Origin of the sequence: Streptomyces sp. NBC_01216 (genome assembly GCF_035994945.1) — a bacterium.
GTDB lineage: Bacteria > Actinomycetota > Actinomycetes > Streptomycetales > Streptomycetaceae > Streptomyces.
On record NZ_CP108677.1, the window covers coordinates 2,504,541 to 2,528,314 of the forward strand.

The 23,774-nt window shown below is 70.6% G+C and carries 18 protein-coding genes and 3 pseudogenes; 12 read left to right on the forward strand and 9 right to left on the reverse strand.

The genetic code is table 11. The annotated features are described in order from the left end of the window. The first annotated feature begins 73 nt into the window (after positions 1-73). The 3 genes from fomD (at position 74) to OG393_RS10550 (ending at position 4,656) form a co-directional block, all read left to right on the forward strand. On the forward strand, positions 74-739 hold the full coding sequence (gene fomD, locus OG393_RS10540) for a cytidylyl-2-hydroxypropylphosphonate hydrolase (protein ID WP_327374397.1): 666 nt from the start codon (positions 74-76) through the stop codon (positions 737-739). A gap of 290 nt (positions 740-1,029) precedes the next feature. After that, positions 1,030-3,033 (forward strand): SpoIIE family protein phosphatase, encoded by a 2,004-nt coding sequence (locus OG393_RS10545; RefSeq protein WP_327374398.1) that lies wholly within the window; start codon positions 1,030-1,032, stop codon positions 3,031-3,033. Positions 3,034-3,192: 159 nt separating this feature from the next. After that, a complete protein-coding gene (locus OG393_RS10550) occupies positions 3,193-4,656 on the forward strand; it encodes a catalase (protein ID WP_327374399.1) in 1,464 nt (487 codons plus the stop codon). A 102-nt stretch (positions 4,657-4,758) separates the two neighbouring features. On the opposite strand, the gene OG393_RS10555 is transcribed toward OG393_RS10550, so the two are convergent. Further along, complete coding sequence (locus OG393_RS10555) at positions 4,759-6,954, reverse strand: transglycosylase domain-containing protein (protein WP_327374400.1); 2,196 nt, start codon at positions 6,952-6,954, stop codon at positions 4,759-4,761. A gap of 250 nt (positions 6,955-7,204) precedes the next feature. Here OG393_RS10555 and OG393_RS10560 point away from each other — a divergent pair, with 250 nt between their 5' ends. The 3 genes and pseudogenes from OG393_RS10560 to OG393_RS10570 all read left to right on the forward strand — a co-directional run bounded on the left by OG393_RS10560 (position 7,205) and on the right by OG393_RS10570 (position 8,649). Further along, positions 7,205-7,729, forward strand: coding sequence for a PadR family transcriptional regulator (locus OG393_RS10560; RefSeq protein WP_327374401.1), 525 nt, complete (start codon positions 7,205-7,207; stop codon positions 7,727-7,729). Continuing rightward, positions 7,726-8,074 (forward strand): annotated as a pseudogene (locus tag OG393_RS10565) (ATP-binding cassette domain-containing protein); the annotation flags it as partial. The gene OG393_RS10560 and the pseudogene OG393_RS10565, both read left to right, overlap by 4 nt. Before the next feature lie 77 nt (positions 8,075-8,151). Further along, positions 8,152-8,649 (forward strand): FtsX-like permease family protein, encoded by a 498-nt coding sequence (locus tag OG393_RS10570; protein ID WP_442817288.1) that lies wholly within the window; start codon positions 8,152-8,154, stop codon positions 8,647-8,649. 92 nt (positions 8,650-8,741) lie between these two features. On the opposite strand, the gene OG393_RS10575 is transcribed toward OG393_RS10570, so the two are convergent. Beyond that, on the reverse strand, positions 8,742-9,704 hold the full coding sequence (locus OG393_RS10575; RefSeq protein WP_327374402.1) for a hydrogen peroxide-inducible genes activator: 963 nt from the start codon (positions 9,702-9,704) through the stop codon (positions 8,742-8,744). 135 nt (positions 9,705-9,839) lie between these two features. Here OG393_RS10575 and OG393_RS10580 point away from each other — a divergent pair, with 135 nt between their 5' ends. Together OG393_RS10580 and OG393_RS10585 are read left to right on the forward strand one after the other, a co-directional pair. Continuing rightward, a complete protein-coding gene (locus tag OG393_RS10580; RefSeq protein ID WP_327374403.1) occupies positions 9,840-10,394 on the forward strand; it encodes a peroxiredoxin in 555 nt (184 codons plus the stop codon). A 6-nt stretch (positions 10,395-10,400) separates the two neighbouring features. Continuing rightward, the gene (locus tag OG393_RS10585) at positions 10,401-10,934 is read left to right on the forward strand and encodes an alkyl hydroperoxide reductase (protein ID WP_327374404.1); all 534 of its coding nucleotides are present in this window, start codon (positions 10,401-10,403) and stop codon (positions 10,932-10,934) included. A 154-nt stretch (positions 10,935-11,088) separates the two neighbouring features. On the opposite strand, the gene OG393_RS10590 is transcribed toward OG393_RS10585, so the two are convergent. From OG393_RS10590 to OG393_RS10610, 5 genes are all read right to left on the reverse strand, one after another. Continuing rightward, positions 11,089-11,796 (reverse strand): hypothetical protein, encoded by a 708-nt coding sequence (locus OG393_RS10590; protein WP_327374405.1) that lies wholly within the window; start codon positions 11,794-11,796, stop codon positions 11,089-11,091. Next, a complete protein-coding gene (locus OG393_RS10595; protein ID WP_327374406.1) occupies positions 11,793-13,364 on the reverse strand; it encodes an AI-2E family transporter in 1,572 nt (523 codons plus the stop codon). Before OG393_RS10595 ends, OG393_RS10590 begins: the two co-directional genes overlap by 4 nt. Positions 13,365-13,648: 284 nt before the next feature. Continuing rightward, on the reverse strand, positions 13,649-14,338 hold the full coding sequence (locus OG393_RS10600) for a transglycosylase SLT domain-containing protein (protein ID WP_327374407.1): 690 nt from the start codon (positions 14,336-14,338) through the stop codon (positions 13,649-13,651). A 386-nt stretch (positions 14,339-14,724) separates the two neighbouring features. After that, positions 14,725-16,047, reverse strand: a complete 1,323-nt coding sequence (locus OG393_RS10605) for a PhoH family protein (RefSeq protein WP_327374408.1) — start codon at positions 16,045-16,047, stop codon at positions 14,725-14,727. A 306-nt stretch (positions 16,048-16,353) separates the two neighbouring features. After that, a complete protein-coding gene (locus OG393_RS10610; RefSeq protein ID WP_327374409.1) occupies positions 16,354-17,115 on the reverse strand; it encodes an isoprenyl transferase in 762 nt (253 codons plus the stop codon). Positions 17,116-17,273: 158 nt separating this feature from the next. Between OG393_RS10610 and OG393_RS10615 the strand changes: the two are divergent. The 3 genes and pseudogenes from OG393_RS10615 to OG393_RS10625 form a co-directional block, all read left to right on the forward strand. Further along, positions 17,274-17,648: pseudogene (locus OG393_RS10615) on the forward strand (aldo/keto reductase); the annotation flags it as partial. Positions 17,649-18,310: 662 nt separating this feature from the next. Further along, on the forward strand, positions 18,311-20,131 hold the full coding sequence (ltrA, locus tag OG393_RS10620; RefSeq protein ID WP_327374410.1) for a group II intron reverse transcriptase/maturase: 1,821 nt from the start codon (positions 18,311-18,313) through the stop codon (positions 20,129-20,131). A gap of 8 nt (positions 20,132-20,139) precedes the next feature. Continuing rightward, a pseudogene (locus OG393_RS10625) lies at positions 20,140-20,760 on the forward strand (aldo/keto reductase); the annotation flags it as partial. 498 nt (positions 20,761-21,258) lie between these two features. Here OG393_RS10625 and OG393_RS10630 read toward each other — a convergent pair. After that, complete coding sequence (locus tag OG393_RS10630) at positions 21,259-22,080, reverse strand: A24 family peptidase (protein WP_327374411.1); 822 nt, start codon at positions 22,078-22,080, stop codon at positions 21,259-21,261. Between the two features lie 40 nt (positions 22,081-22,120). Between OG393_RS10630 and OG393_RS10635 the strand changes: the two genes are divergently transcribed. Continuing rightward, positions 22,121-22,489: a DUF192 domain-containing protein gene (locus OG393_RS10635; protein WP_327374412.1), complete on the forward strand. Its 369-nt coding sequence runs from the start codon at positions 22,121-22,123 to the stop codon at positions 22,487-22,489. Here the strand turns inward: OG393_RS10635 and OG393_RS10640 are convergent. After that, a complete protein-coding gene (locus OG393_RS10640) occupies positions 22,461-23,597 on the reverse strand; it encodes a mannosyltransferase family protein (RefSeq protein WP_327374413.1) in 1,137 nt (378 codons plus the stop codon). The genes OG393_RS10635 and OG393_RS10640 overlap by 29 nt on opposite strands. Positions 23,598-23,774 lie beyond the last annotated feature (177 nt).

Here is a 23,774-nt window from a genome sequence, read left to right on the forward strand (position 1 = left end):
CGACGCGCCGACGGCTGACTCATCCGTGACCCGTGTCGCGGCGATGACGGGGACACCCCCCTAGGATCTGCGCATGACAGGATCGGGCGGCCCTCAGCACTGGGCACCGGGGGAGCACATCCTCTGGCGCTACCGCGGCAACGGCTCCGGCACCGTGCACATCTGCCGGCCGGTGACCGTCGTCGAGGACACCCCCGACATGCTCGCCGTCTGGATGGCGCCCGGTACCGAGTGCGTACGCCCGGTGCTCGCCGACGGCACGCCCGTGCACGAGGAACCGCTCGCCACCCGCTACACCGCGCCACGTACCACCGCCCGCGGCCCCTGGTTCGGCACGGGCGTGCTGAAACTCGCCCGGCCCGGAGAGCCCTGGTCGGTCTGGCTGTTCTGGGAGCGCGGCTGGAGCTTCCGCAGCTGGTACGTGAACCTGGAGGAGCCCCGCACCCGCTGGTCCGGCGGGGTCGACTCGGAGGACCACTTCCTCGACATCTCGGTCTACCCGGACCAGAGCTGGCTGTGGCGGGACGAGGACGAGTTCGCCCAGGCACAGCGTTCCGGCCTGATGGACGCGGCGCAGGCCGCGCGGGTGCGTGACGCGGGCCGCGCGGCCGTCGGAGTGATCCGGTCGTGGGGCGCGCCGTTCTGCGACGGCTGGGAGGACTGGCGGCCCGATCCGGCCTGGAGCGTGCCCGAGCTGCCGAGAGACTGGGATCGCACTCCGGCCCACACGGCACCGTGAGACCCTTGATGTGCCCCCGGGGTGCAAACGTAGGATCGTCCTCCGCAAGTCCGTGATCCAACGAACGTCGCGTCAACCACTCGGCACAGTGCAGGACCTGACCGCAAGTCATCCATGAGGGGGAGAACAGTGCCGGACCTGCGCCCGGGTGTTTCCACCCCCGCCGTAGCCGCTGCTCGCGGGGCATTCACATCCATCGCGTGCCGGGGGTTTATCCCCGCCGAAGGCGCGGCATCGGCGAGAAGAGCGAGTGCATCGCACCACCGGCCCGGACGGACGGAACCCCACGCGTGACGGAGCATCCCACCTCCCACGAAGGCCGGCAGCCGCTGACTGCCCGGCCGCAGGAGCGCACCCGCCCCCGCCAGGAGGCGGTCCCGGCGAGCGCGGCCGCCCCGGGACCGGCCCCGGACGGCGGTCCGCCCTCGCAGCGGAACGGCCCGGGCGGGCCCGCCGGCGAGGAGCGACGACGGCCCGCGCCCGACGCCGAGCACACCGCCTCCACGGCGGCGGGCGGGCCCGTGCCCGCCCAGGCCGGACCGCCCGCGGCGGCGGTCGCCGTGACACCGTCGGCCGGCGGAACCATCCAGGACGTCGCCACCTCGCGCCGTGAGGGCGACCGGCTGCGCTTCGTGGGGGCGGCGACCCGGCGGATCGCGCGCGGCATCGACCTCGACGAGATCGTGCTCGGCCTGTGCCGGGCCACGGTGCCCACGTTCTCCGACGCCATCCTGGTCTATCTCCGCGACCCGCTGCCGGTCGGCGACGAGCGGCCGGTCTCGCCGTTCGTGTTGCGGCTGCGCCGCACGGACCGGCTGCGGTTAACGGACCTGGAGGGCGAGGAGCTGCTTCTCGTCCCCGACCCGGACCCCACGCCGGCCGCCGAGCTGTGCGAGGTCCGCTCCGGCGGTGCGCTCTCCGAGGTGCTGCGCGGGGTGCGCCCGGTCTTCGGCGACTCCACCGCCGCCCGGGCCGCGCTGCCCGAGCTGCTCGGTCCCGACCATCCGGTGCCCGGCGGCCACCGGGCGATACTGGCCCCGCTGCGCGGGCGGCGCCGGGTCATCGGCGCCGCCGTCTTCCTCCGTCGCCCCGAACGCCCCGGCTTCGTGCCCGACGACCTGCTGGTCGCGGCGCAGCTGGCGACCCACACCGCGCTCGGCATCGACAAGGCCGTGCTCTACGGCCGCGAGGCGTACATCGCCGACGAGCTGCAGCGCACCATGCTGCCGGACTCGCTGCCGCAGCCGACCGGCGTCCGGCTGGCCTCGCGCTACCTGCCGGCCGCCGAGACCGCCCGGGTGGGCGGGGACTGGTACGACGCGATCCCGCTGCCGGGCAGCCGCGTGGCGCTGGTCGTCGGCGACGTGATGGGCCACTCCATGACGTCCGCGGCGATCATGGGGCAGCTGCGCACCACCGCGCAGACCCTGGCGGGCCTCGACCTGCCCCCGCAGGAGGTCCTGCACCACCTGGACGAGCAGGCCCAGCGGCTCGGCCAGGACCGGATGGCGACCTGCATGTACGCGGTCTACGACCCGGTCTCGCACCGGATCACCATCGCCAACGCGGGGCACCCGCCGCCGATACTGCTGCACCTGGGCGGCCGGGCGGAGGTCCTGCGGGTGCCACCGGGCGCCCCCATCGGCGTCGGCGGGGTGGATTTCGAGGCGGTCGAGCTGGACGCCCCGGCCGGAGCGACGCTGCTGCTGTACACGGACGGTCTGGTGGAGTCCCGGCTGCGGGACGTGTGGACCGGCATCGAGCAGCTGCGCGAACGTCTCGCCGCGACGGCCCAGCTGACCGGGCCCGACCACTCGCCGCCGCTGGAGGCGCTGTGTGACGACGTCCTCGACATGCTCGGTCCGGGTGACCGGGACGACGACATCGCGCTGCTCGCGGCCCGCTTCGACGGCATCGCGCCAAGTGACGTGGCGTACTGGTTCCTCGAACCGGAGGACGCGGCCCCGGGGCGGGCGCGCCGGCTCGCCCGGCGGGCGCTGGCCCGCTGGGACCTGGAGGAGCTGTCGGACTCGGTCGAGCTGCTGATCAGCGAGGTCGTGACCAACGCCGTGCGGTACGCGGAGCGACCGGTGACCCTGCGGCTGCTGAAGACCGACGTGCTGCGCTGCGAGGTCGGCGACGACTCCCCGCAGCTGCCCCGGCAGCGGCGGGCGCGGGACACCGACGAGGGCGGGCGCGGCCTGTTCCTGGTGAACCGGCTGGCCCGACGGTGGGGGGCGACCCGGCTGTCGGGCGGCAAGGTGGTCTGGTTCGAACTGGCGACCCGCGTGTAAGAGCCTGTCGGGTGGCCCGGAGTGCCGGCCGGGGCGGATCGCGGTCACCGGCGGGCGGCCGGACCGGGTCGAGATGTTGCCGACCTCCCGTCGGCGGAGTTGACTTTCGTGGTGGACGAGGCGACCCGACCCTGTTCCCCCACCGACGGGAGGACGCTCGTGTCCGAGGCAGCACGCAACACGCCCCCCACCACCGACAACGCCGGAATCCCGGTCGAGAGCGACGAACACTCGCTGACGGTCGGACCCGACGGCCCGATCCTGCTCCAGGACCACTATCTGATCGAGAAGATGGCCCAGTTCAACCGGGAACGGGTCCCCGAGCGGGTGGTGCACGCCAAGGGGTCGGGCGCCTACGGCTTCTTCGAGGTCACCAACGACGTCAGCGCGTTCACCCGGGCCGACGTCTTCCAGCCGGGCCGGCGCACGGACATGCTGGCCCGTTTCTCCACCGTCGCGGGCGAGCAGGGCTCTCCCGACACCTGGCGGGACCCGCGTGGCTTCGCGCTGAAGTTCTACACCGGGCACGGCAACTACGACCTGGTCGGCAACAACACGCCGGTCTTCTTCGTCCGGGACACGATCAAGTTCCAGGACTTCATCCGCTCGCAGAAGCGCCATCCGGTGACCGGGCTGCGCGACCACGACATGCAGTGGGACTTCTGGACCCTTTCCCCCGAGTCGGCCCACCAGGTCACGTGGCTGATGGGCGACCGGGGCATCCCGAGGTCGTACCGGCACATGAACGGCTACGGTTCCCACACGTTCATGTGGATCAACGCGGGTGGCGAGCGGTTCTGGGTGAAGTACCACTTCACGACGGACCAGGGCATCGAGTTCCTCACCCAGGCGGAGGCCGACGAACTTGCCGGTTCCGACCCGGACCTGCACCGCCGCGACCTGCACGAGTCCATCGCGCGGGGGAACGCGCCCTCGTGGTCCCTGAAGGTGCAGATCATGCCCTTCGAGGACGCGGCGGACTACCGATTCAACCCGTTCGACCTGACCAAGGTCTGGCCGCACGGCGACTACCCGCTGACCGAGGTCGGCCGGATGACCCTGAACAGGAATCCGGAGGACTTCTTCGTCCACGTCGAGCAGGCCGCCTTCGAGCCGTCGAGCATGGTGCCGGGCATCGGCCCGTCGCCGGACAAGATGCTGCTCGGCCGGCTGTTCTCCTACCCGGACACCCACCGGTACCGGATCGGCCCGAACTACGCGCAGCTGCCGCCGAACCGGCCGCAAGCCCCGGTCCACAGCTACGCCAAGGACGGGCCGATGCGGTACGAGGCGTCGAGCGCCGCCAGGCCGTACGCGCCGAACTCCTACGGCGGACCGGCGGCCGACCCCCGGCGGTTCGGTGATCCCGCCGGCTGGGCGGCGGCGGGCGAGCTGGTCCGCGAGGCGTACCGGCCGCACCGGGAGGACGACGACTGGGGCCAGCCGGGGACGCTGGTCCGCGAGGTCATGGACGACGCGGCCCGCGACCGGCTGGTGTCGAACGTGGCCGGGCACCTGCGGGCGGGTGTCAGCGCGCCCGTCGTCGAGCGGGCGCTCGCGTACTGGCGGAAGATCGACCAGGAGGTGGGCGACCGGGTCGCCAGGCAGCTGGCCGGGGGCTGAGAGCCTGTCGGGTGCCGCGCCACCCGGCCGCGACAGGCGGACGGCACGAGGACGGCCGGGCCCCTTCCGGGCCCGGCCGTCCTCGTGTCCACATGCGGCTCGTCAGCGCTCCGGAGCCACGCCCTGGGGGCGGTTGGCGTTGCCGCCGTCGCCGTCCACGGGCGGTTCGATCGTCGGGTCCGTCGTCTTGCTCGGAATCGGCGGCGTCGGGATCGTGGGGGTGTCCGTCGGCTGCGGCGGCGTCGTCGCGGTCGAGGTGGGCGGCGGCGTCGACTCGGGGGAATCGGTCGGCGTCGGCGCGCTGGGGACCGGGGACTCGGTGGTCTCCGAAGGCGTCGGCGAGGGTTCGACGATGACGCTCTCGTCGGCCTCCAGGTCGAACCGCTCGTCCGAGCCGCCGCCCAGCGCCCGGGTCGTGTAGGCGCCCCAGATCTCGGCCGGGGTGCCGCCGCCGTTGGCGCGGCCCGCGTTGATCGTGTTGGTCAGGGTGACCTGGTTGCCCTTGGGGTCCTCGCCGAAGAGGCCGACGGCGGTGACCAGTTCGGGGGTGTAGCCGACGAACCAGGCGGAGCGGTTGTTCTCCGAGGTACCCGTCTTGCCGGCTGCCGCGTAGTCGCCCGCCGCCCGTCGGCCGGAGCCGTTGCGCACGACACCGGTCATCGCCTTGGTGACGGTGTCGGCGGCCTCGCGGGTGACGACCTGTTCGCCGATGGACCGCACGGGGTCGATCTCGCGCACCTTGTGCTCGGCGGACTTCACGATGGTCGCGGTGACCTTCTTGCCGTGGTTGTCCAGCGTCGCGTAGGCAGCGGCCATGTCCCACGTGGAGGCGCCCATCGTGCCGAGCGACATCGCGGGCCGCTCGCCGAAGTCGGCGCCGTCCCTGAGGCCGAGGTCGAGGGCGGTCTTCTTCACCTTGCCGGGTCCGACGTCCACGATCATCTGGGCGTAGACCGAGTTGATCGAGCTGTTGGTGGCCTTCTGGACGGTGACCGGGCCGTAGTCCCGGTCGTCCTCGTTCTCCGGGCTGAAGGGCACGTCGCTGCCGACCACGGGCCGCTTGCTGGTGCCGTCGTAGATCGTACCGAGGCCGATCGGCCTGCCGTCCTGGGTCTTGGAGCCGTTCTCCAGGGCGGAGGCCAGCACGATGGGCTTGAAGGTCGAGGCGGGCTGGTAGTCGCGGCGGGTGGCGTTGGACAGCCAGTGCTCGGTGGCCCCGATGCCGCCGTACATCGCGAGGACCCGGCCGGTCTTCGGGTCGACCGAGGTGGCGCCGGCCTGGACGGTGGCGTCCTTCGCGTCCTTGTCCCGGTCGAGCTTGGCCTCCAGCTGCTCCTCGACCGACCTGACGAGCGACTTCTGCTTCTTCTCGTCGATGTTGAGAGTGATCGTCCAGCCGCCGGCCTTGATGTCCTCCTCGCTGATGCCCTGGCGCGTCAGCTCCTGGTTGGCGGCCTCGACCAGATAGCCGGTCTGCCCTCCCATGCCGGGGGCCGCCTTGGGCTTCTGCGGGACGGGGAAGGTGAGGCCGGTGCGCTTGCCCGCGTCGAGCCAGCCCTCCTCCACCATGTTGTCCAGGGTGTAGTTCCAGCGCGCCTCGACCAGCTTGCGGCCGGTCGGGGTGGCCGAGGTCCAGTCGTACTGGCTGGGGGCCTGGAGCAGCGAGGCGAGGTAGGCGCCCTGGGCGACGTCCAGCCTGGAGGCGTCGACACCGTAGTAGGCCTGCGCGGCGGCCTGGATGCCGTAGGCGCTGCGGCCGTAGTAGCTGGTGTTGATGTAGCCGGCCAGGATCTCGCTCTTCTTCGACTGCCGGTCGACCTTGAGCGCGATCACCATCTCCTTGAGCTTGCGGGTGACCGTCTGGTCCTGGTCCAGGTAGTAGTTCTTGACGTACTGCTGGGTGATGGTCGAGCCACCCTGCTTGCCCTTGCCGGTGACGGTGTTCAGCGCGCCGCGGAGGGTGCCCTTGATGTCGACGCCGTTGTCCTTGTAGAAGGTCTTGTTCTCGGCGGCGACGAAGGCGTTCTGCACCTCCCTGGGGATCTCCTCCAGGCCGACGATCTCACGGTTGATCTCGCCGGTGCGGGCGAGGATCTTGCCGTTGGAGTACTTGTAGACGTTGCTCTCCATGGTCGCCTGAGCGTTGGCGACGGGCACCGGGACCATGAGGTAGACGACGTAGAACGCGCCCATGACGAGCAGGCAGCCGACGAGGAACGTACCCAGGAGTTTCTTCCAGGTGAAGAGGCGGCGTATGCGCCCGCCGCCCTTCGCCCGGCGCGTATCCGCTCGGCTCATCGCTTCGTCGCTCCGCTCGTCGTCGTGGTGACCGGGTGCCGGCCCGCTGCCCGCGCCGGATCAGCTCAGCAAGCTAACACCGACGATGCAGACAAAGGGCCTGGATACCGGCCTTTCCGGGCGTGACAATCAGCACCCGTCTCCCTGGGAACCGACGCTCCAGAGACCGGGATGGTTGTGCGGCACCGGTCACATTCGGCCCCGACCTCGGCTATACACCTTGCGTATACACACGGTGTAGAGTGGCGGCATGTCAATCGGTCACACCCTCCTCGGGCTCCTGGAGTCCGGACCCCGCCACGGCTACGACCTCAAGCGCGCCTTCGACGAGAAGTTCGGCCACGACCGGCCGCTGCACTACGGGCAGGTCTACTCGACCATGTCCCGGCTGTTGAAGAACGGCCTGATCGAGGTGGACGGCGTCGAGGCCGGCGGAGGCCCCGAACGCAAGCGGTACGCGATCACCGAAGCCGGCGTCACCGACGTCGAGAGTTGGCTGGCCCGGCCCGAGAAGCCGGAGCCGTACCTGCAGTCCACGCTCTACACCAAGGTCGTGCTCGCCCTGCTGACCGGACGCCCGGCGGCCGAGCTGCTCGACCTGCAGCGCGCGGCGCATCTGCGGCTGATGCGGGAACTGACCCGGCGCAAGAAGGACGGCGACCTCGCCGACCAGCTGATCTGCGACCACGCGCTCTTCCACCTCGAGGCCGATCTCCGGTGGCTGGAGCTCACCGCCGCACGGCTCGACCGGCTCGCCGAGGAGATCCGCCGATGACCACCCCCGCCCTGCTCCGGGCCGACGGCGTCACCAAGGCGGACGGGACGACCCCCGCGCTCTCGGCGCGGACTTCGCCATCCGGGCGGGCGAGGTCATCGCCGTGATGGGCCCCTCCGCTCCGGCAAGTCCACCCTGCTGCACTGCCTGGCCGGGATCGTCCGGCCCGACGCCGGCACCGTCACCTACGACGGGCGCACGCTCACCTCGCTGTCCGACGGCGAGCGCAGCGCCCTGCGCCGTTCCGACTTCGGCCTCGTCTTCCAGTTCGGCCGGCTCCTTCCCGAACTGACCTGCGTCGAGAACGTCGCCCCGCCGCTGCGGCTGAACGGCGAGCGGCGCAGGAACACCGGTCCGGAATCCTGGCCACCCCCGCCGCCTTCGACGCGCCGCGGCTGGACGCGCCGGACGCCAACGCTCTGGTGCGGATCGACCCCGACGTGCCCGGCGCCGCGGAGCACGTCCGGAACACGGCCGCCGGATTCGGCCCGCTGACCTGGGTCCGCACGCTCCAGGAGGTCGAGGTCGACCGGCAGTTCGGCAGCGTCCGCACCGGCATCCCCGTCGGCGCGGCCCTGACCGTGCTGCTGGTGGCGGCCTCACTGCCGGTCACCACCGTGGAACAGCCGCGGGAGCGCAGGCGGCCGCTTTCCACGCTGGTCGCCTTCGGCACCCGGCGCACCGCCCTGGGCCTGTCCGTGCCGTGGCAGACGGCCGTCCCGATCACGCTCGCGCTCGCGGTGGCGGCCGGGCTGGGGCTCGGCATGGCGCTGCTGCGGATGATCGGCAAGCGGGTCGTGAACTGGTGGGTCTTCCTGCCGATGGTCGGCGTGGGTGCCGGGCTGATCGCGGTCGTGACCCTGCTGAGTCTGCCGCCGCTGTGGCGGCTGATGCGGGCCGACGGCCTGCGGACCGAATAGCCGCCTGAAGAGCGGCCCGAAAGCGGCCCGCGACCGCGTCCGCAGGGGGACGCGGTCGCGGGCGCGGGGGCGGTTCGAGTACCGGGGCCGGTTCAGGTACCGGCGCCCACCACGCGTACCGGAAGGCGTCGCAGGGCTCCGCGCAGCGCCTCGGCCAGCTCCTCGAACTCGCCGTGCCGGGCCGCTCCCGTCCGCATCGCCAGCGCGACTCGCCGGGAGGGCGCCGGATCCAGGAAACTCCCGGTGAACAAGGCGGCGTTGCGGGCCGTCTCCACCCTGACCGCGGTACGCGGGAGCAGGGTCACGCCGAGCCCTCCCGCCACCAGCTGGACCAGGGTGGACAAGCCGGCCGCGGTCGTGGTGACCGGCGCGCCCTCCGTGCGTCCCGCCTCCCGGCAGATGTCCAGGGCCTGGTCACGCAGGCAGTGGCCCTCGTCCAGGAGCAGCAGCCTGAGTTCCTTCAGGGCCGTGCGCGGGAGGTCGTCGCGGCCGGCCAGCGGATGCCCCTCCGGGGTGACGAGCACGAAGTCCTCGTCGAAGAGGGGGAGCTCGGTGACTCCGGGGACACCGAGCGGGACGGCGAGCAGCAGCAGGTCGAGCCGCCCCGCGGCCAGCCCCTCCAGCAGGGAGGAGGTCTGCTCCTCGTGCACCTGGAGGTCGAGTTCCGGATACCGCCGGTGGACGAGGCGCAGCACCGTCGGCAGCAGATAGGGGGCGACCGTCGGGATCACGCCGAGCCGGAGCACGCCGGTGAACGGTGCCTGCGCCGCCTCCGCCTCCTCCATCAGCTCCGCGACCGCGTCCAGGACGGCCCGGGCGCGGACCGCGAGCCGCTCGCCGGCGGGCGAGAGCAGCACCCTGCGCGTCGTACGCTCGAGGAGCTGGACACCGAGTGCCTCTTCGAGAGCCGAAACCGCGCCCGAGAGCGCCGGCTGGCTCATGCCGATCGCCGCCGCCGCGTCCCGGAAGTGCAGATGGTCCGCGACCGCGGCGAATGCTCTGAGCTGCGAAAGGCTCGGCTGCTTGCCACGGGACGAGCCGTACGGGGATGCCACTGATAACCACCTTCGATCAACACGACCCAGTCTAGCTATTTCACTGATCAATGCACCCCGTGCCATGCTGAGGCGACGTCCAACCCCCCTCACGGAAGCCCCCACGAAGGGCTTCCGTCATTGCAAGGAGAGCGCGTGCTCACTGTCGGTGACCAGTTCCCCACCTACGACCTGACCGCCTGCGTGTCGCTGGAGAGCGGCAAGGAGTTCGAGCAGATCGACCACAAGACCTACGAGGGCAAGTGGCGCGTGGTGTTCTTCTGGCCGAAGGACTTCACCTTCGTCTGCCCCACAGAGATCGCCGCCTTCGGCAAGCTGAACGACGAGTTCGCGGACCGCGACGCGCAGATCCTCGGCGTCTCCGGCGACTCCGAGTTCGTGCACCACGCCTGGCGCAAGGACCACGCCGACCTGCGTGACCTGCCCTTCCCGATGCTCGCCGACTCCAAGCACGAGCTCATGCGCGACTGCGGCGTCGAGGGCGAGGACGGCTTCGCCCAGCGTGCCGTGTTCATCGTGGACCCGAACAACGAGATCCAGTTCACCATGGTGACCGCCGGCTCCGTGGGCCGTAACCCCAAGGAGGTCCTGCGGGTCCTGGACGCCCTGCAGACCGACGAGCTGTGCCCGTGCAACTGGAACAAGGGCGAGACCACCCTCGACGCGGCCACGCTTCTGTCGGGCGAGTGATCTGACGTGGCTCTCGACGAACTCAAGTCCGCCCTGCCGGACTTCGCCAAGGACCTGAAGCTGAACCTCGGTTCGGTGATCGGCAACAGCGAGCTCCCGCAGCAGCAGCTCTGGGGAACGGTCCTGGCCTGCGCGATCGCCTCACGCTCGCCGAAGGTCCTCGCCGAGCTGGAGCCGGAGGCCAGGTCCAACCTCAAGCCCGAGGCGTACACGGCGGCCAAGTCCGCCGCCGCGATCATGGCGATGAACAACGTCTTCTACCGGACCCGGCACCTGCTGTCGGACCCCGAGTACGGGACGATGCGTGCCGGGCTCCGGATGAACGTCATCGGCAACCCGGGCGTGGAGAAGGTCGACTTCGAGCTGTGGTCGCTCGCCGTCTCGGCGATCAACGGCTGCGGCCAGTGCCTGGACTCGCACGAGCAGGTGCTGCGCAAGGCCGGCGTGGACCGCGAGACGATCCAGGAGGCGGTCAAGATCGCCTCGGTGATCCAGGCGGTCGGCGTGACGCTGGACGCGGAAGCGCTGCTCGTCGAGTAGCACCGCAGGACGGACGGGCCCCGGGGTGCTTGGTTTCCAGGGGTCGTCGCAACACCACTTGGTTCTGGGTGGTGAGCAGATCACGCAGACGCTCGGCCGGGGTATCCCGGCCGAGCGTCTCGCGTGGACGGCCGCCGGAGGTGCCCGGGGGCTTTCACGGCTTCTTCAGCTCGGCCATCAGGGTCCGCAGGTCCTGGGCGAGCAGGGCGTCGACACCCGAGAGGTCGACCTTCCGGGTCCGCGGCACGGCCTCGTTCGTCTCCCTGTCCCAGACCTGCCGGAGCTGGAGGGATATCTCGGCCTCCGCGTACCCGTCGAGCACTCGCATCCAGGCGCCGGACTGCTCCTCCTCCAGCTGGAAGAACGCCTGCTCGCCGAGGCCCTGGACCGGCTCGGCCTCGAAGTCCGGGTCTCCGAAGAGGGCGGCGAACTCGGGTCCGGGGTCGGTCACCCTGTGCAGGTCGAAGGAGACGTTGACGCCGTATCCGGTGTCCGGGGACCCCAGCGTGCCCGAGCAGGTGTACCGGTCCAGGGCGGGGTTCTCCCGCCCGGACCCCGTGTGGTCCACCGCGAGCGGGCCGAGCTCGGCCGCGAGCGCCTTCAGCCGCACCTTGGCACAGAGGTCCTCGACACGGTGGTACCCGCCGAGGTCGGGGCCGCGGCCCGCCTCGTGTCGCTGGTACGCGTAGAGACCGGCGGCCCAGACCGCCGAGGCCACGACGGCACCACCGAGCGCCCACAGCCAGGGGCGCCCGGGCGCCGGGCGTTCCGGTGGTCCGGGCGGTCCGAGGTCGAGGAGTGTCGTGGGCGGCCCGGCCCCGGGGAATCCGGCCCCGCCCGTCAGCTCCGGTTCGGAGATCACAGCCGGCTCCGGTCGGGCGACCCCGGCGCCTGGGTCGGGGCGATCTCGTACGCGGTCGCCCCGCGCGGCTCGGGCGTCGACAACAGCGCCTGTTCGTGGCTGTAGGCGCGGAGGTAGCCGACCACCGTGTTGGTGACCGCGACCAGCGGCACCGCCACCACCGCGCCGCCGATGCCCGCGGTCAGTCCGCCGGCCGCGACCGCGAGCACCACGGCCAGCGGGTGGACCCGTACCGCCCGGCCCAGGATGAACGGCTGGAGCACATGGCCCTCGATCTGCTGCACGGCCAGCACCACGACGAGCACCATCAGCGCGGTGAACACCCCGTTGGTGACGAGGGCGACGACGACCGCGAGCGCGCCGGAGATGACGGCGCCGACCAGCGGGATGAACGCGAACAGGAAGATGAAGACGGCGAGCGGGACGGCCATCGGCACGTCCAGGAAGTACAGGCCGAGACCGATGAAGACGGCGTCGATCAGGGCGACGAGCACCGTGCCGCGCACATAGGCGGTCAGCGTCCGCCAGGCGCGGGGTCCCGCCCCGGCGACGCCCGGCCGCGCCTGCGCGGGCACCAGACTCAGCGTCCAGTTCCACACCCTCTTCCCGTCGTACAGCAGGAAGAGGGTGGAGAACATCGCGAGGAGGATGCCGGTCATCGCCTCGACGACCACGGTCACGCCCTGGAGTCCGGCCGAGGTGATCTGCTCGGTGTTCGCGCCGATGGTGTCGCTGAGGTTCTCGGCGATGTCGTTGATCTGCTGTTCGGTCACGTGGAACGGGCTGTCGAGGAGCCAGCGTTTGAGCTCTTCGATGCCGTCCCGGACCCGGTCGGAGAGGTTGTCGATGTTGTCCATGACCTGCCAGACCACGAACCAGCCGACCAGCCCCATGATCACGAAGCCGGAGACGGCCGTGACCGCGGTGGCGAGCCCGCGGGGCAGTCCGCTCTTCCGCAGCCGGGCCACGGTGGGCTGGAGCAACGCGGTGATGAGCAGAGCCGCGACGAAGGCGAGCACGACCAGCTGTACCGAGCTGATCACCTTCATCAGCACCCAGACGGTGCCGGCCAGGACGAGCAGCCGCCAGCCCGCCTCGGCCGCGACCCGCATGCCCCAGGGAATGGCGTCGATCGGCTCGGGCCGGGCGGCGACGGCCGGGGCGTAGTCGGGCGGGGCGGGCACGGCGGTCCGGTCGACGGTGCCCGGGGCGCGTCGGCCGGGCCAGCGGCCGGCGGCCTCCTCGTCGGACCGGGGCGCGCCCGCGTCGAGGGGGCTCCCGGCGTCCGGCGTGTCCCCGGAGCCCGGAGCACCGGGGGCACTCTCGACGCCCGGCGGCCCGGCCGGTGCGGTCGCACCGCGGCGGGGGTCTGCGAGAAGGGCTCCGGACGTCGCGTCGGCGCCCGTGCCGGGCGGGTCGTACAGGGCGCCGGGCCCGGGCTCCGGAAGGTCGGGGGGCGTGCCGAAACCGTCGCGCGCCTCGGCCTCGGCGCGACGCTCCTCCAGGCGTTCGCCCATGTGGCTCAGCCCGGCACCGATCCGGTTCAGCCATCCTGGCAGTCTCGACATCCTCTTCCCTCTCCCCCGCTGTCACTCCCCGAGCGCCGGTGGGCGTCCTGAACCTACACGCGTGGAGCCTCCCACCGTAGGACGGTGGGAGGCTCCACGAAGTTGAGCGTGCCGGGGGTCGCCACGCGGCGAGCGCCGCAGGGCGCGGGACGAGGCCGAGGACTCGCCCGGTCCGGCGGGCCGGTCCCGCCGGGCGGCGCCGCTTCAGCGGCGCCCTCTCCACGGGGCGGGCCTCGGCCGGGGCGGTACCCGTGCCTCGTCGGGCACGGGTACCGCGGCAAGCCCTAGTACCAGCGGTTGGCCGTCCAGAAGGACCAGGCACCACAGGGGCTGCCGTAGCGGCTGTTCATGTAGTTCAGCCCCCACTTGATCTGGGTGGCCGGGTTGGTCTGCCAGTCGGCGCCGGCCGACGACATCTTCGTACCCGGCAGGGCCTGGACGAGACCGTAGGCGCCCGAGGAGGCGTTGACCGCGCGGTAGTTCCAGCCGGACTCGTGGTCCACGATGTTGCTGAAGCACTGGAACTGCGCGGCGGGGACCATCTGGCGGGCGATCGCCTTCACCTCGGCGATGCTGTAGGAGCCCTGGGCGGAGAAGCTCGACGCGTCGCGCACAGCGGAGCGGTTGGCGCGCTCGGCGGCCTCCTTGCGCTCCTCCTCGGCCTTGTCGGCCGCCTTCTTCCTCGCCTGGGCGTCCTTGGCTGCCTGGAGGCGGGCGGCTTCCTCGGCGGACTTCTTCGCGGCGGTGTCCGCGGCGGCGGCCTGCACGTCCGCCTGCTCGGCGAGCGAGGAGACCTGCACCTGGGCCTGCCGGCCGGCGGGAATGTCCGCGAGCAGCGTGGTGTCGGCCGCGGTGGCCTCGAAGTTGTCGTCCACGGGCTGGGTGTTGCCCGAGGCAACACCGACGACGGCGCCGACAGTGGTGACCGCAGTGGCCGAAGCCACCGCGAATCCCCGGACCGAGATCCGGCTCACACGGTTTCCTTCCAGCATCGCCCACACCGGTGACCAAGCGGGCGAAATCGTGCCCCTTGCGCTGGTCTCCGATACTGCTGGGTCACAGAAGACACGGGCCCGTGATGCTGTGGGCGGCATACGGCGAACAGTTGTTGAGTTGTGTGGTGCCACACCCCGGAGGGTGCACGTGTGCCGTATGCGGGGCCTGACGGAAGCAAGACTCTGCCGGACGGCGACGCCGCAAGGCAATTCCACGTTGCGTGTGAAAGCTCACACCCCTCCGGTCCCCCGACATTTGGCCGATAGGGCGGACAGCGCGGCGCCGCCCGGCTAAGCTCCTCCGCTTCGCCGGGCGGCGCCAACTCACGTACGGCTACGAGAGTGTACGAATCCGTCTCTTCGGTTCAGATCTGCCCGTCCTCCAGCATTTCGGTCACGAGTGCCGCGATCTGCGAACGCTCGGAGCGGGTGAGCGTGACGTGGGCGAAGAGCGGATGCCCCTTCAACTTCTCCACCACGGCGACGACTCCGTCGTACCGGCCGACCCGGAGGTTGTCGCGCTGGGCCACGTCATGGGTCAGCACCACGCGCGAATTCGACCCGATCCGGGACAGAACGGTCAGCAGGACGTTCCGTTCCAGTGACTGCGCCTCGTCGACGATGACGAAGGCGTCGTGCAGGGAGCGGCCCCGGATGTGGGTGAGCGGCAGGACCTCCAGCATCCCGCGGCCCAGGACCTCCTCGATGACCTCCCGGCCCGCCACCGAGGAGAGGGTGTCGAAGACCGCCTGGGCCCACGGGCTCATCTTCTCGGCCTCGCTGCCCGGGAGGTACCCGAGCTCCTGGCCGCCGACCGCGTACAGCGGACGGAACACCATCACCTTCTGGTGCTGCCGGCGCTCCAGGACCGCTTCCAGGCCCGCGCAGAGCGCCAACGCCGACTTGCCGGTACCGGCCCGGCCGCCCATCGAGACGATCCCGACGTCCGGATCGAGCAGCAGGTCGAGCGCGATCCGCTGCTCGGCGCTGCGCCCGCGGATCCCGAACACCTCCCGGTCGCCGCGCACCAGCCGGATGTTGCCGTCGGGGGTGACCCGGCCGAGCGCCTTGCCCCGCTCGGACTGGAGGACCAGCCCGGTGTGTACCGGAAGGTCCGCGGCCTCCGGGACGTACAGCCTCTCCTGGTCGTAGAGGATGTCCACCTGATCGGCGGAGAGCCCCAGCTCCGACATGCCGGTCCAGCCCGAGTCGGTGATGGCGAGCTCGGCGCGGTACTCCTCCGCGAGGAGGCCCACCGAGGACGCCTTGATCCGCAGCGGCAGGTCCTTGGAGACGACCGTGACGTCGAAACCCTCGGCCTGCAGGTTGCGGGCGACCGCCAGGATCCGTGAGTCGTTGTCCCCCAGCCGGTAGCCGGCCGGGAGGACACCGGGGTCCGAATGGTTCAGCTCGACCCGCAGCGTGCCGCCCAGCTCCCCGATGGGGAGCGGGGCGTCCAGCCGCCCGTACCGGACCCGGAAGTCGTCCAGGAGGCGCAGCGCCGCCCGGGCGAAGTAGCCGAGCTCGGGGTGGTGCCGTTTGGCCTCCAACTCGGTGACCACGACGATCGGGAGCACGACCTCGTGCTCCTCGAAGCGGGACACGGCATTGGGGTCGGCCAGCAGCACGCTGGTGTCGAGAACATAGGTGCGCCTGTCGGACAAGCGGCGCTTCGTACTGGTCACCACGGAAGGACAGACCCCCTTTGACGACCCCTGTGAGGTCGGGGCGCGACAGAACCGGCGTCGCTGCGGGATGGGACCGGGCTCTGGCCACGACGCGCGGGCCGAGCTCCGGCCCTCCGCGTCGTCCGTACACGTCCTGCACGGTCGTCCTGGTGCAACGGGCCTCCCGGGTGGCGGTCTCCGTGCCGCTCACTCTGGAAGGGGTATTCCCTCGAACGCCCGCCGCCATGCGCAGGCATATGACGACGCGTTCATGAACGCCCGGTGACCCGCCCCGGTCCGCCGCCGGGTGATCCGGTGACGCGGCCGTCAGGAGCCGTAGCGCCGGTGGCGGGCCGCGTAGTCGCGCAGGGCCCGCAGGAAGTCGACCTTGCGGAAGGCGGGCCAGTGCACTTCACAGAAGTAGTACTCGGAATGGGCGCTCTGCCACAGCATGAAACCGGACAGTCGCTGCTCGCCGCTGGTGCGGATCACCAGATCCGGGTCGGGCTGACCGCGCGTGTAGAGGTGCTCGGAGATGTGCTCGACGTCCACGGTCTCGGCGAGCTCCTCGAAGCTCGTCCCCTTCTCCGCGTGCTCCAGGAGCAGCGAGCGGACCGCGTCGGCGATCTCCTGCCGGCCGCCGTAGCCCACCGCGACGTTGACGAGTATCCCCGTGTTGTCGTGGGTGGCCTGCTCGGCCTCCTTCAGGACCGACTGGGTCCTGGCCGGCAGCAGGTCGAGCGTGCCGACGTGGTGCACCCGCCAGCGGCCGTCGGACGCCAGCGAGCGGACGGCGTTCTCGATGATGCCGAGCAGCGGGACCAGCTGCTCCTCGGGCCGGTTCAGGTTGTCCGTGGAGAGCATCCAGAGTGTGACGACCTCGACGTCGGTCTCGGCACACCAGCCGAGCAACTCCCGGATCTTGTCCGCACCCGCCTTGTGGCCCTGCTCGGGGGTCCCGCCGGACGCCTTGGCCCAGCGCCTGTTGCCGTCGAGGATGACACCGATGTGCTTGGGCACCTGGGCGTGATCGAGGCGGCCCTCCACCCGGCGTGCGTAGAGCCCGTACACCAGGTCGCGCAGGTTCACTGTTCTTAACCCCTCCATGCCGCAGTGGTCCCCGAAGCCGCCACATTACTGCGCACGGGTCAATCGCTCCCAGCCCGGGACTGTCACAAGTCCGTGATAAGCAGAGATACGTGACTGATTCCTCCCCGTACCGCGCCTCCGCGGACCGCTACGACTCCATGGAGTATCGGCGTGCCGGCCGCAGCGGGCTCAAACTCCCCGCCGTCTCGCTCGGCCTGTGGCACAACTTCGGCGACGACCGCACGCTCGACTCGCAGCGCGCGATCCTGCGCCGCGCCTTCGACCTGGGCGTGACCCACTTCGACCTGGCGAACAACTACGGGCCGCCGCCCGGCTCCGCCGAGCTGAACTTCGGCAAGGTCTTCGCCCAGGACTTCGCGCCCTACCGGGACGAGCTGGTCGTCTCGACGAAGGCCGGCTATCTGATGCACCCCGGGCCCTACGGCGAGTGGGGCTCCCGCAAGTACCTGATGTCCTCGCTCGACGCCTCCCTGAAGCGTATGGGGCTCGACCACGTCGACATCTTCTACTCGCAGTGCGGCTAGAAGCCGCACAATCAAGGGCCTGCCCGGAAGGAGATAAGGGCAGGCCGGTCCTGTGACCAACGGACCGTCCCCCGCTCGGCATGCATCAGGAGTAATCCTTTTGCGTGAAGCCCGAGTACGCGATCAAAGGCTGACGCGTCCACTGCGTCGGTACGGGTCCGGGGGAAGTTCGGACGGGTGAACGAAAGTGAATCGTCGCCGAGGTCTCGTGAAGAACGAACCGCCCTAGTGGGAAGTAATCGGGCGGAAAAGGAGCAGAGGGTGAGACTCCCTCACACGATCCGCCAAGCCGGCTGTGAAGGCGCGGATAGGTCACCGTGGCTCCCGGGATAGAGACGGCACCCACCCCGAGCGCGACTTGATTGTGTGGAACTAGACAACCCCGTAGAGGTCCCCCGACCGGGGGTAGGCCGGAGGCAACGAAGGCACAGACCCTCTGCGGGCGCAGGATGGTCCGAGAAGCAAATGCCACTGGGGCGAAAGCCCGGGGGAAAGGCTGGATAAAGGGGCTCCACCCTCCAGCTATAACCCGGTGGATACCGGCCGTATGGCCGGACCCGAAAGGGGGCCCACGCGGACCAGGTTCGTCCTTGAAGTACCAATAAACCAACGCCGACTTAACGACGGTGCACGTTAGACAGGGAGGACTGATGGACGAGAACACGGGACGGAAGTCCTTCTGGAACGAAACCGGCGACGACGCCGAAGCCTGGCACAGCATTGACTGGAGCCGGGTGGACGCGGAGGTACGAAGGCTGAGGCAGAGGATCTTCAAGGCTGCTCAGGAATACGACATGCCGAAGGTCAGAAACCTCCAGAAACTCATGCTGCGATCAACAGCGAACACTCTGCTGAGCGTTCGCCGAGTAACGCAGGTGAGCCGGGGAAGGAAGACGGCCGGCGTGGACGGTGACACGGCACTTACTCCTCAGGAAAGGGGCCTCCTGGCGAGGCACCTCATCGCGGAGAAGAATGTGAAGCCATCACCGGTAAAGCGTGTATACATTCCGAAGGCCAATGGCAAGACCAGGCCGCTGGGCATCCCGGTCATTCGTGACCGGGTACAGCAGGCCAGGGTGAAGAACGCCCTGGAGCCCGAGTGGGAGGCCCGGTTCGAGGCGCGAAGCTACGGCTTCCGCCCTGGACGGGGCTGCCACGACGCGATGGCGGCGATCCACCAGATCGTCGGCAAGAAGCAGGCTCACAGGGTGTGGGTGCTGGACGCCGACCTCTCGGCGGCGTTCGACCGCATCAGCCACGAGCACCTGATGGCATCCATCGGAAAGTTCCCCGGCAGGGAAATGATCCAGGGATGGCTGAAGGCGGGGGTGATGGAGAAGGGAAGATTCGCGCCCACCACGGAGGGAACTCCGCAGGGTGGCGTGCTCAGTCCTCTTCTCCTGAATATCGCCCTCCATGGGATGGAGAAGGCAGCAGGAGTGGTCTACCGGAAGAAGGGCGCCCACAGGGCCGTCAAGGAGGACTCGCCTGCACTGGTGAGATACGCGGACGACTTCGTGGTCATGTGCCACACGGAGGAGCAGGCGTATGAGTCCAAGCGTCGGCTGGCGGAATGGTTCAAACCGAGGGGGGTGGCCTTCGACGAGGAGAATACGCGAGTCGTACACCTCACCGATGGCTTTGACTTCCTGGGGGGCAACGTCCGCCGGTACAGCAACGGGACCACTCTCATCAGGCCGAGCAAGGATGCCATGAAGAGAGCCGCGGAACGTATCAGGGAAATCGTCCGGGAAAACCGAGGGAGCGAGACCAAGCGTCTGATTGGTCACGTGAACTCGTTCATCCGGGGATGGACCGCGTACTACCGTCCGTGGAGCTCGAAGGATGCCTTCAACCACCTCGACTGGATTCTGTTCAACCAGCTTTGGCAGTGGGCGAACAGAAACCATCGCAGGAAGGGAAGGCTCTGGATCGCCAACCACTACTGGAAGCAGCGGATTCCGGGAAGCCGGAACCGCTGGGTCTTCGGGGACGACACGGGGTTCATCATCCCGGCCGCCCGCACGAAGATCGTCCGTCACGTCCCGGTCATGGACTCATATTCGAAGGACGACCCGGCACTGACGCAGTACTGGACGGACAGGGCCAGCAAGCGGAGCAAGTTGGAGACGGAGAGAAAGTTCCTCCAGTCCCTGGCGGCAAAGCAGAAGGGTCTCTGCCCGGAATGCGGTCTGGATCTTGTAGAAGGTGCGGAATTCGAACCGGACAACGTCCATGACTGGATTGCCTGGTTCGATGCCCGCCGCAAGACCCTGAACGTGCATCACAAGATCTACCGGGTGCACGGCGGGACGAACGACTACAAGAATCCGGTGCTCTTGCACACGCACTGCCATCACCAGCGCCACGCCCAGGAGGGCACGGCGCAGAGCAGCCCACAGGACGTGCTTGAGCCGGGTGCGGTGAAAGCCGCACGCCCGGTTCTGAGGGGGCCGGGGGTTCAGCAATGATCCCCGGCTACCCGACCCGCTTCGACCCCCACACCCCGCTGGAGGAGACGATGGGGGCGCTGGCCTCCGCCGTCCACCAGGGCAAGGCGCTGTACGTCGGTGTCTCCTCTTACACCAGTGAGCAGACCGCCGCGGCCGCCGGCATCCTCAGGGAGATGGGCGTCCCCGCCCTCATCCACCAGCCCTCGTACTCGATGATCAACCGCTGGACGGAGGAGGACGGCCTCCTCGACACGCTGGAGACGGCCGGCATGGGCTGCATCTCCTTCGTGCCGCTCGCCCAGGGGCTGCTGACCAACAAGTACCTCAAGGGCATCCCGGAGGGTTCGCGGGCCACGCAGGGCAAGTCCCTCGACCCGGAGCTGCTCTCCGAGGAGGTGCTGCGCCGACTGCGCGGCCTCGCGGCCATCGCCGAGCGACGCGGTCAGTCGCTGGCGCAACTGGCGCTGTCGTGGGTGCTGCGCGACGAGCGGATGACCTCCGCGCTGATCGGCGCGTCCAGCGTGACGCAGCTGGAGGAGAACGTGGCCGCGCCGGCCACGGCGCCGCTGACCGCGGAGGAGCTGGAGGAGATCGACTCCTTCGCGGTGGACACCGAGGGCACCAACATTTGGGCCGGACGGAACTGAGCCGCCGGACACGGCGGTGGGGCGATCGGGCGCGACGGGCGGCAGGGCACTCGGGGGCACGACCTCCGAGTGCCCGGCTCGGGCCACGCAGGTGCCCGCGGCACGGGCTTGGAGACGTGGCCGCGGGCCGGGGATGACGCCACGCGGGGGACACCCCCGGAACCGGGGTGTCGGGCGGCTGGGGGCGGGGACGTGGTGCGCCGGCGCGTCGGCGGCGCGTGTCCCGGCGCGTGTGGTGCCGAACAAAGAAAACGGGCCGGTCCGTGGGGGGGATACGGACCGGCCCGAGGGGGGGTTTCCACCATAACCCTTCATTAGTGCCGACGCGCGCCACGTGCGCCGACCGGTGTGATGCGGAATCCCCGGATCCCAGTAGGGACAAGGGCTCTGGGGTCCGATGGCGGGTTTGCGCCTCGGCGTGGCGGCGGGTTTCGTCCCTCCCAGGAGGGACCCCCGGTGACGGCCCTCCGGTTGACGCCGGGCTCCGGGGCGGCGCCCTCAGGGGGTCGTGGAGAGTCCTCCGAGGAGCAGCCCCAGGAGGGCGCCGCCGAGCATGAAGGGCCCGAAGGGGATGGCGGACTCTCGGCCGGCGCGCCGGGTGAGGACCAGCCCGAGCCCGTACACCGCGCCGGACAGGAACCCGGCGAAGGTCCCGGCGAAGAGGACGCCCCAGCCGTACCAGCCGAGCGCCGCGCCCACCGAGAGGGCGAGCTTCACGTCGCCGAAGCCCATGCCGCCCGGATGGATCAGGAACAGCGCGAGGTATCCGCAGCCCAGGGCGAGACCGCCGAGCAGCGCGTGGAGCCAGGAGCCGGCACTGTGCGGAAGGAGCCCGGCGCCGCCCAAGAGCAGCGGAACCGCCCCGGCGAGCGGCAGGGTGAGCCGGTCGGGCAACCGGTGGACGCGGGCGTCGACACTGGCGAGCAGCATCCCGAACGGCGTGACGAGCAGCCAGACGGCGAGTTCGGGACGAGGGCCGGTGGCCGCGGCGAGCACCGCACAGGCGAACGCGGTGAGAAGGGGCGCCGCGAACCGGTGCCGGAACACGGCGGCGGCCGGCAGGACCCGGGCGGGGACCGGCCCGGCGGTGGCTTCCGGTGGACCCGGCGACACCGGCACCCGTACCGGCTCCGCGGCGCAGGCGCGGCAGCCGGGCGGACCGAGCCACCCGCCCGCCGGCCCGACGAAGACATGCCCCGCGGGGCAGCCGGTCCGCCGGTCCTCCCCGGGTGCGACGGAGAGCCGGTACGCGGCGCGTGGCACGAGCAGTCCGGTGGCGGCTCCCCACAGGGCGGCGGCGACGATCGGCAGGACGTCCACGCGCGGCACCCTACCCATCCGCGCCACTACCGTCTCCCCCATGCGGAGACAGCCGAAATGGCGTGACGGCACCGGAACACTGACCGCTCCCGGGGCGACGGTCGGACTGGAGATCGCGGCCTCCTACCGGGCCCGGCGGCGGGGCCTGCTCGGCCGGGACGGGGTCCGGGGCGCGCTGCTCCTCACCCCCGCCAACAGCATCCACACCTTCCGTATGCGGTTCGCCATCGACGTCGCCTATCTGGACCGTTCCCTGCGTGTCCTGGACGTCGTGACCATGCGGCCGGGACGCCTGGGCATGATCAGGCTCCGCGCCCGGCATGTACTGGAGGCGGAGGCCGGTGCGATGGCCGCGTGGGGACTGTGCCGAGGGGTCCGGGTCACGGCGGTCCCGGACCGAGCAGGGTGAACGCGCCGTAGACCGCGGAGGCGAGCGCCGGCACGGCCAGCACGAGGACCCGTCCGCGTAGCCGGAGCCGTACGAGCGCCACCGCGGCGGGAAGGAGAAGGCCGAACGCGGGCATCATCAGACGCGGCCGGGAGCCGAAGTACGCGGCGCCGACGAGGGACACCACGACCACGCCGATCGTGTAGACGAGCAGCGGCAGTGGCTGCCGTTGCCGGACGCACAGCGCCACCAGCCCACCGAGCAGTGCGAGCGCCGCGCACAGACCGAGCGCGGCGGGCAGCGGAAGACCGGCGATGAACCGGGCGAGGGCGACCCCGCCGTCGACGGAGTTGCCCCAGGCGGCCTGGACGTCGAAGTAGGCCGTGGCACTGCCCTGCCGCACGGCGACGTAGACGATGTACCCGAGCCAGCCGAGCGGCGCCAGGCATACCCCCGCCGCCATGCGTACCGGCAGCCGGCGCTCGCGGACGACCGTCACCAGCGCGGTGATCCCGATCGCGGCGATGAGGGCGACGGCGGTCGGCCGGGTCAGCCCGGCGCACAGGCACAGCACGCCCGCCAGGACCCAGCGCCCGCGCAGCACGGCGAGGACCGACCAGGCGGCGAAGGCGGTGAAGAGGGTCTCGGTGTACGCCATCGACTGGACGAAGGCCGTCGGGTACACGCCCCACAGCACGGCGAGGCAGACTCCCGCCGGATGCCCCGCGACCTGGGCACCGCACCGGTAGACACCCCAGGCGGCGGCGAGCGAGGCGGTCCAGGCGACCACGAGTCCGGCGGTGGCCGCGTCGACGGACAGGATGGCCGCGAGGGCTCGTTCCAGCGCCGGGAACAGGGGAAAGAAGGCGAGGTCGGAGTGGACGCCGCCGTCGGGCAGGGCGACCTCGTAGCCGTACCCGTGTTCGGCGATACGGACGTACCAGACCGAGTCCCACCGGCCGCTCAGCCGGTGCAGCCCGTCTTTGCCGGTGACGGCGGAGCCGACAGCGAGCGCCACCAGTCCGAGGACACGGGTGACGGCGTACCCGCCGAGCGCCTGCCAGGGCACGGCCGCGAGGACGGACCGGAAGACGGACCGCCGGACAGCGACGGGCTGAGCTGTGGACATGCGCTCGATTATGTCCGGCACTCGAACGCCCCGGTCACGGCAGGTCGGGCCGGGTGCGCGGGATCACAGCGGCGGCAGGGGCCGTCCGGAACAGGGACCGGGACAGTGACCGGGACTGCGGAGCAACGGCGACGGACGCCCGGGGCGCCGAGTACGGGGACCCGGCCATGCGCGGGC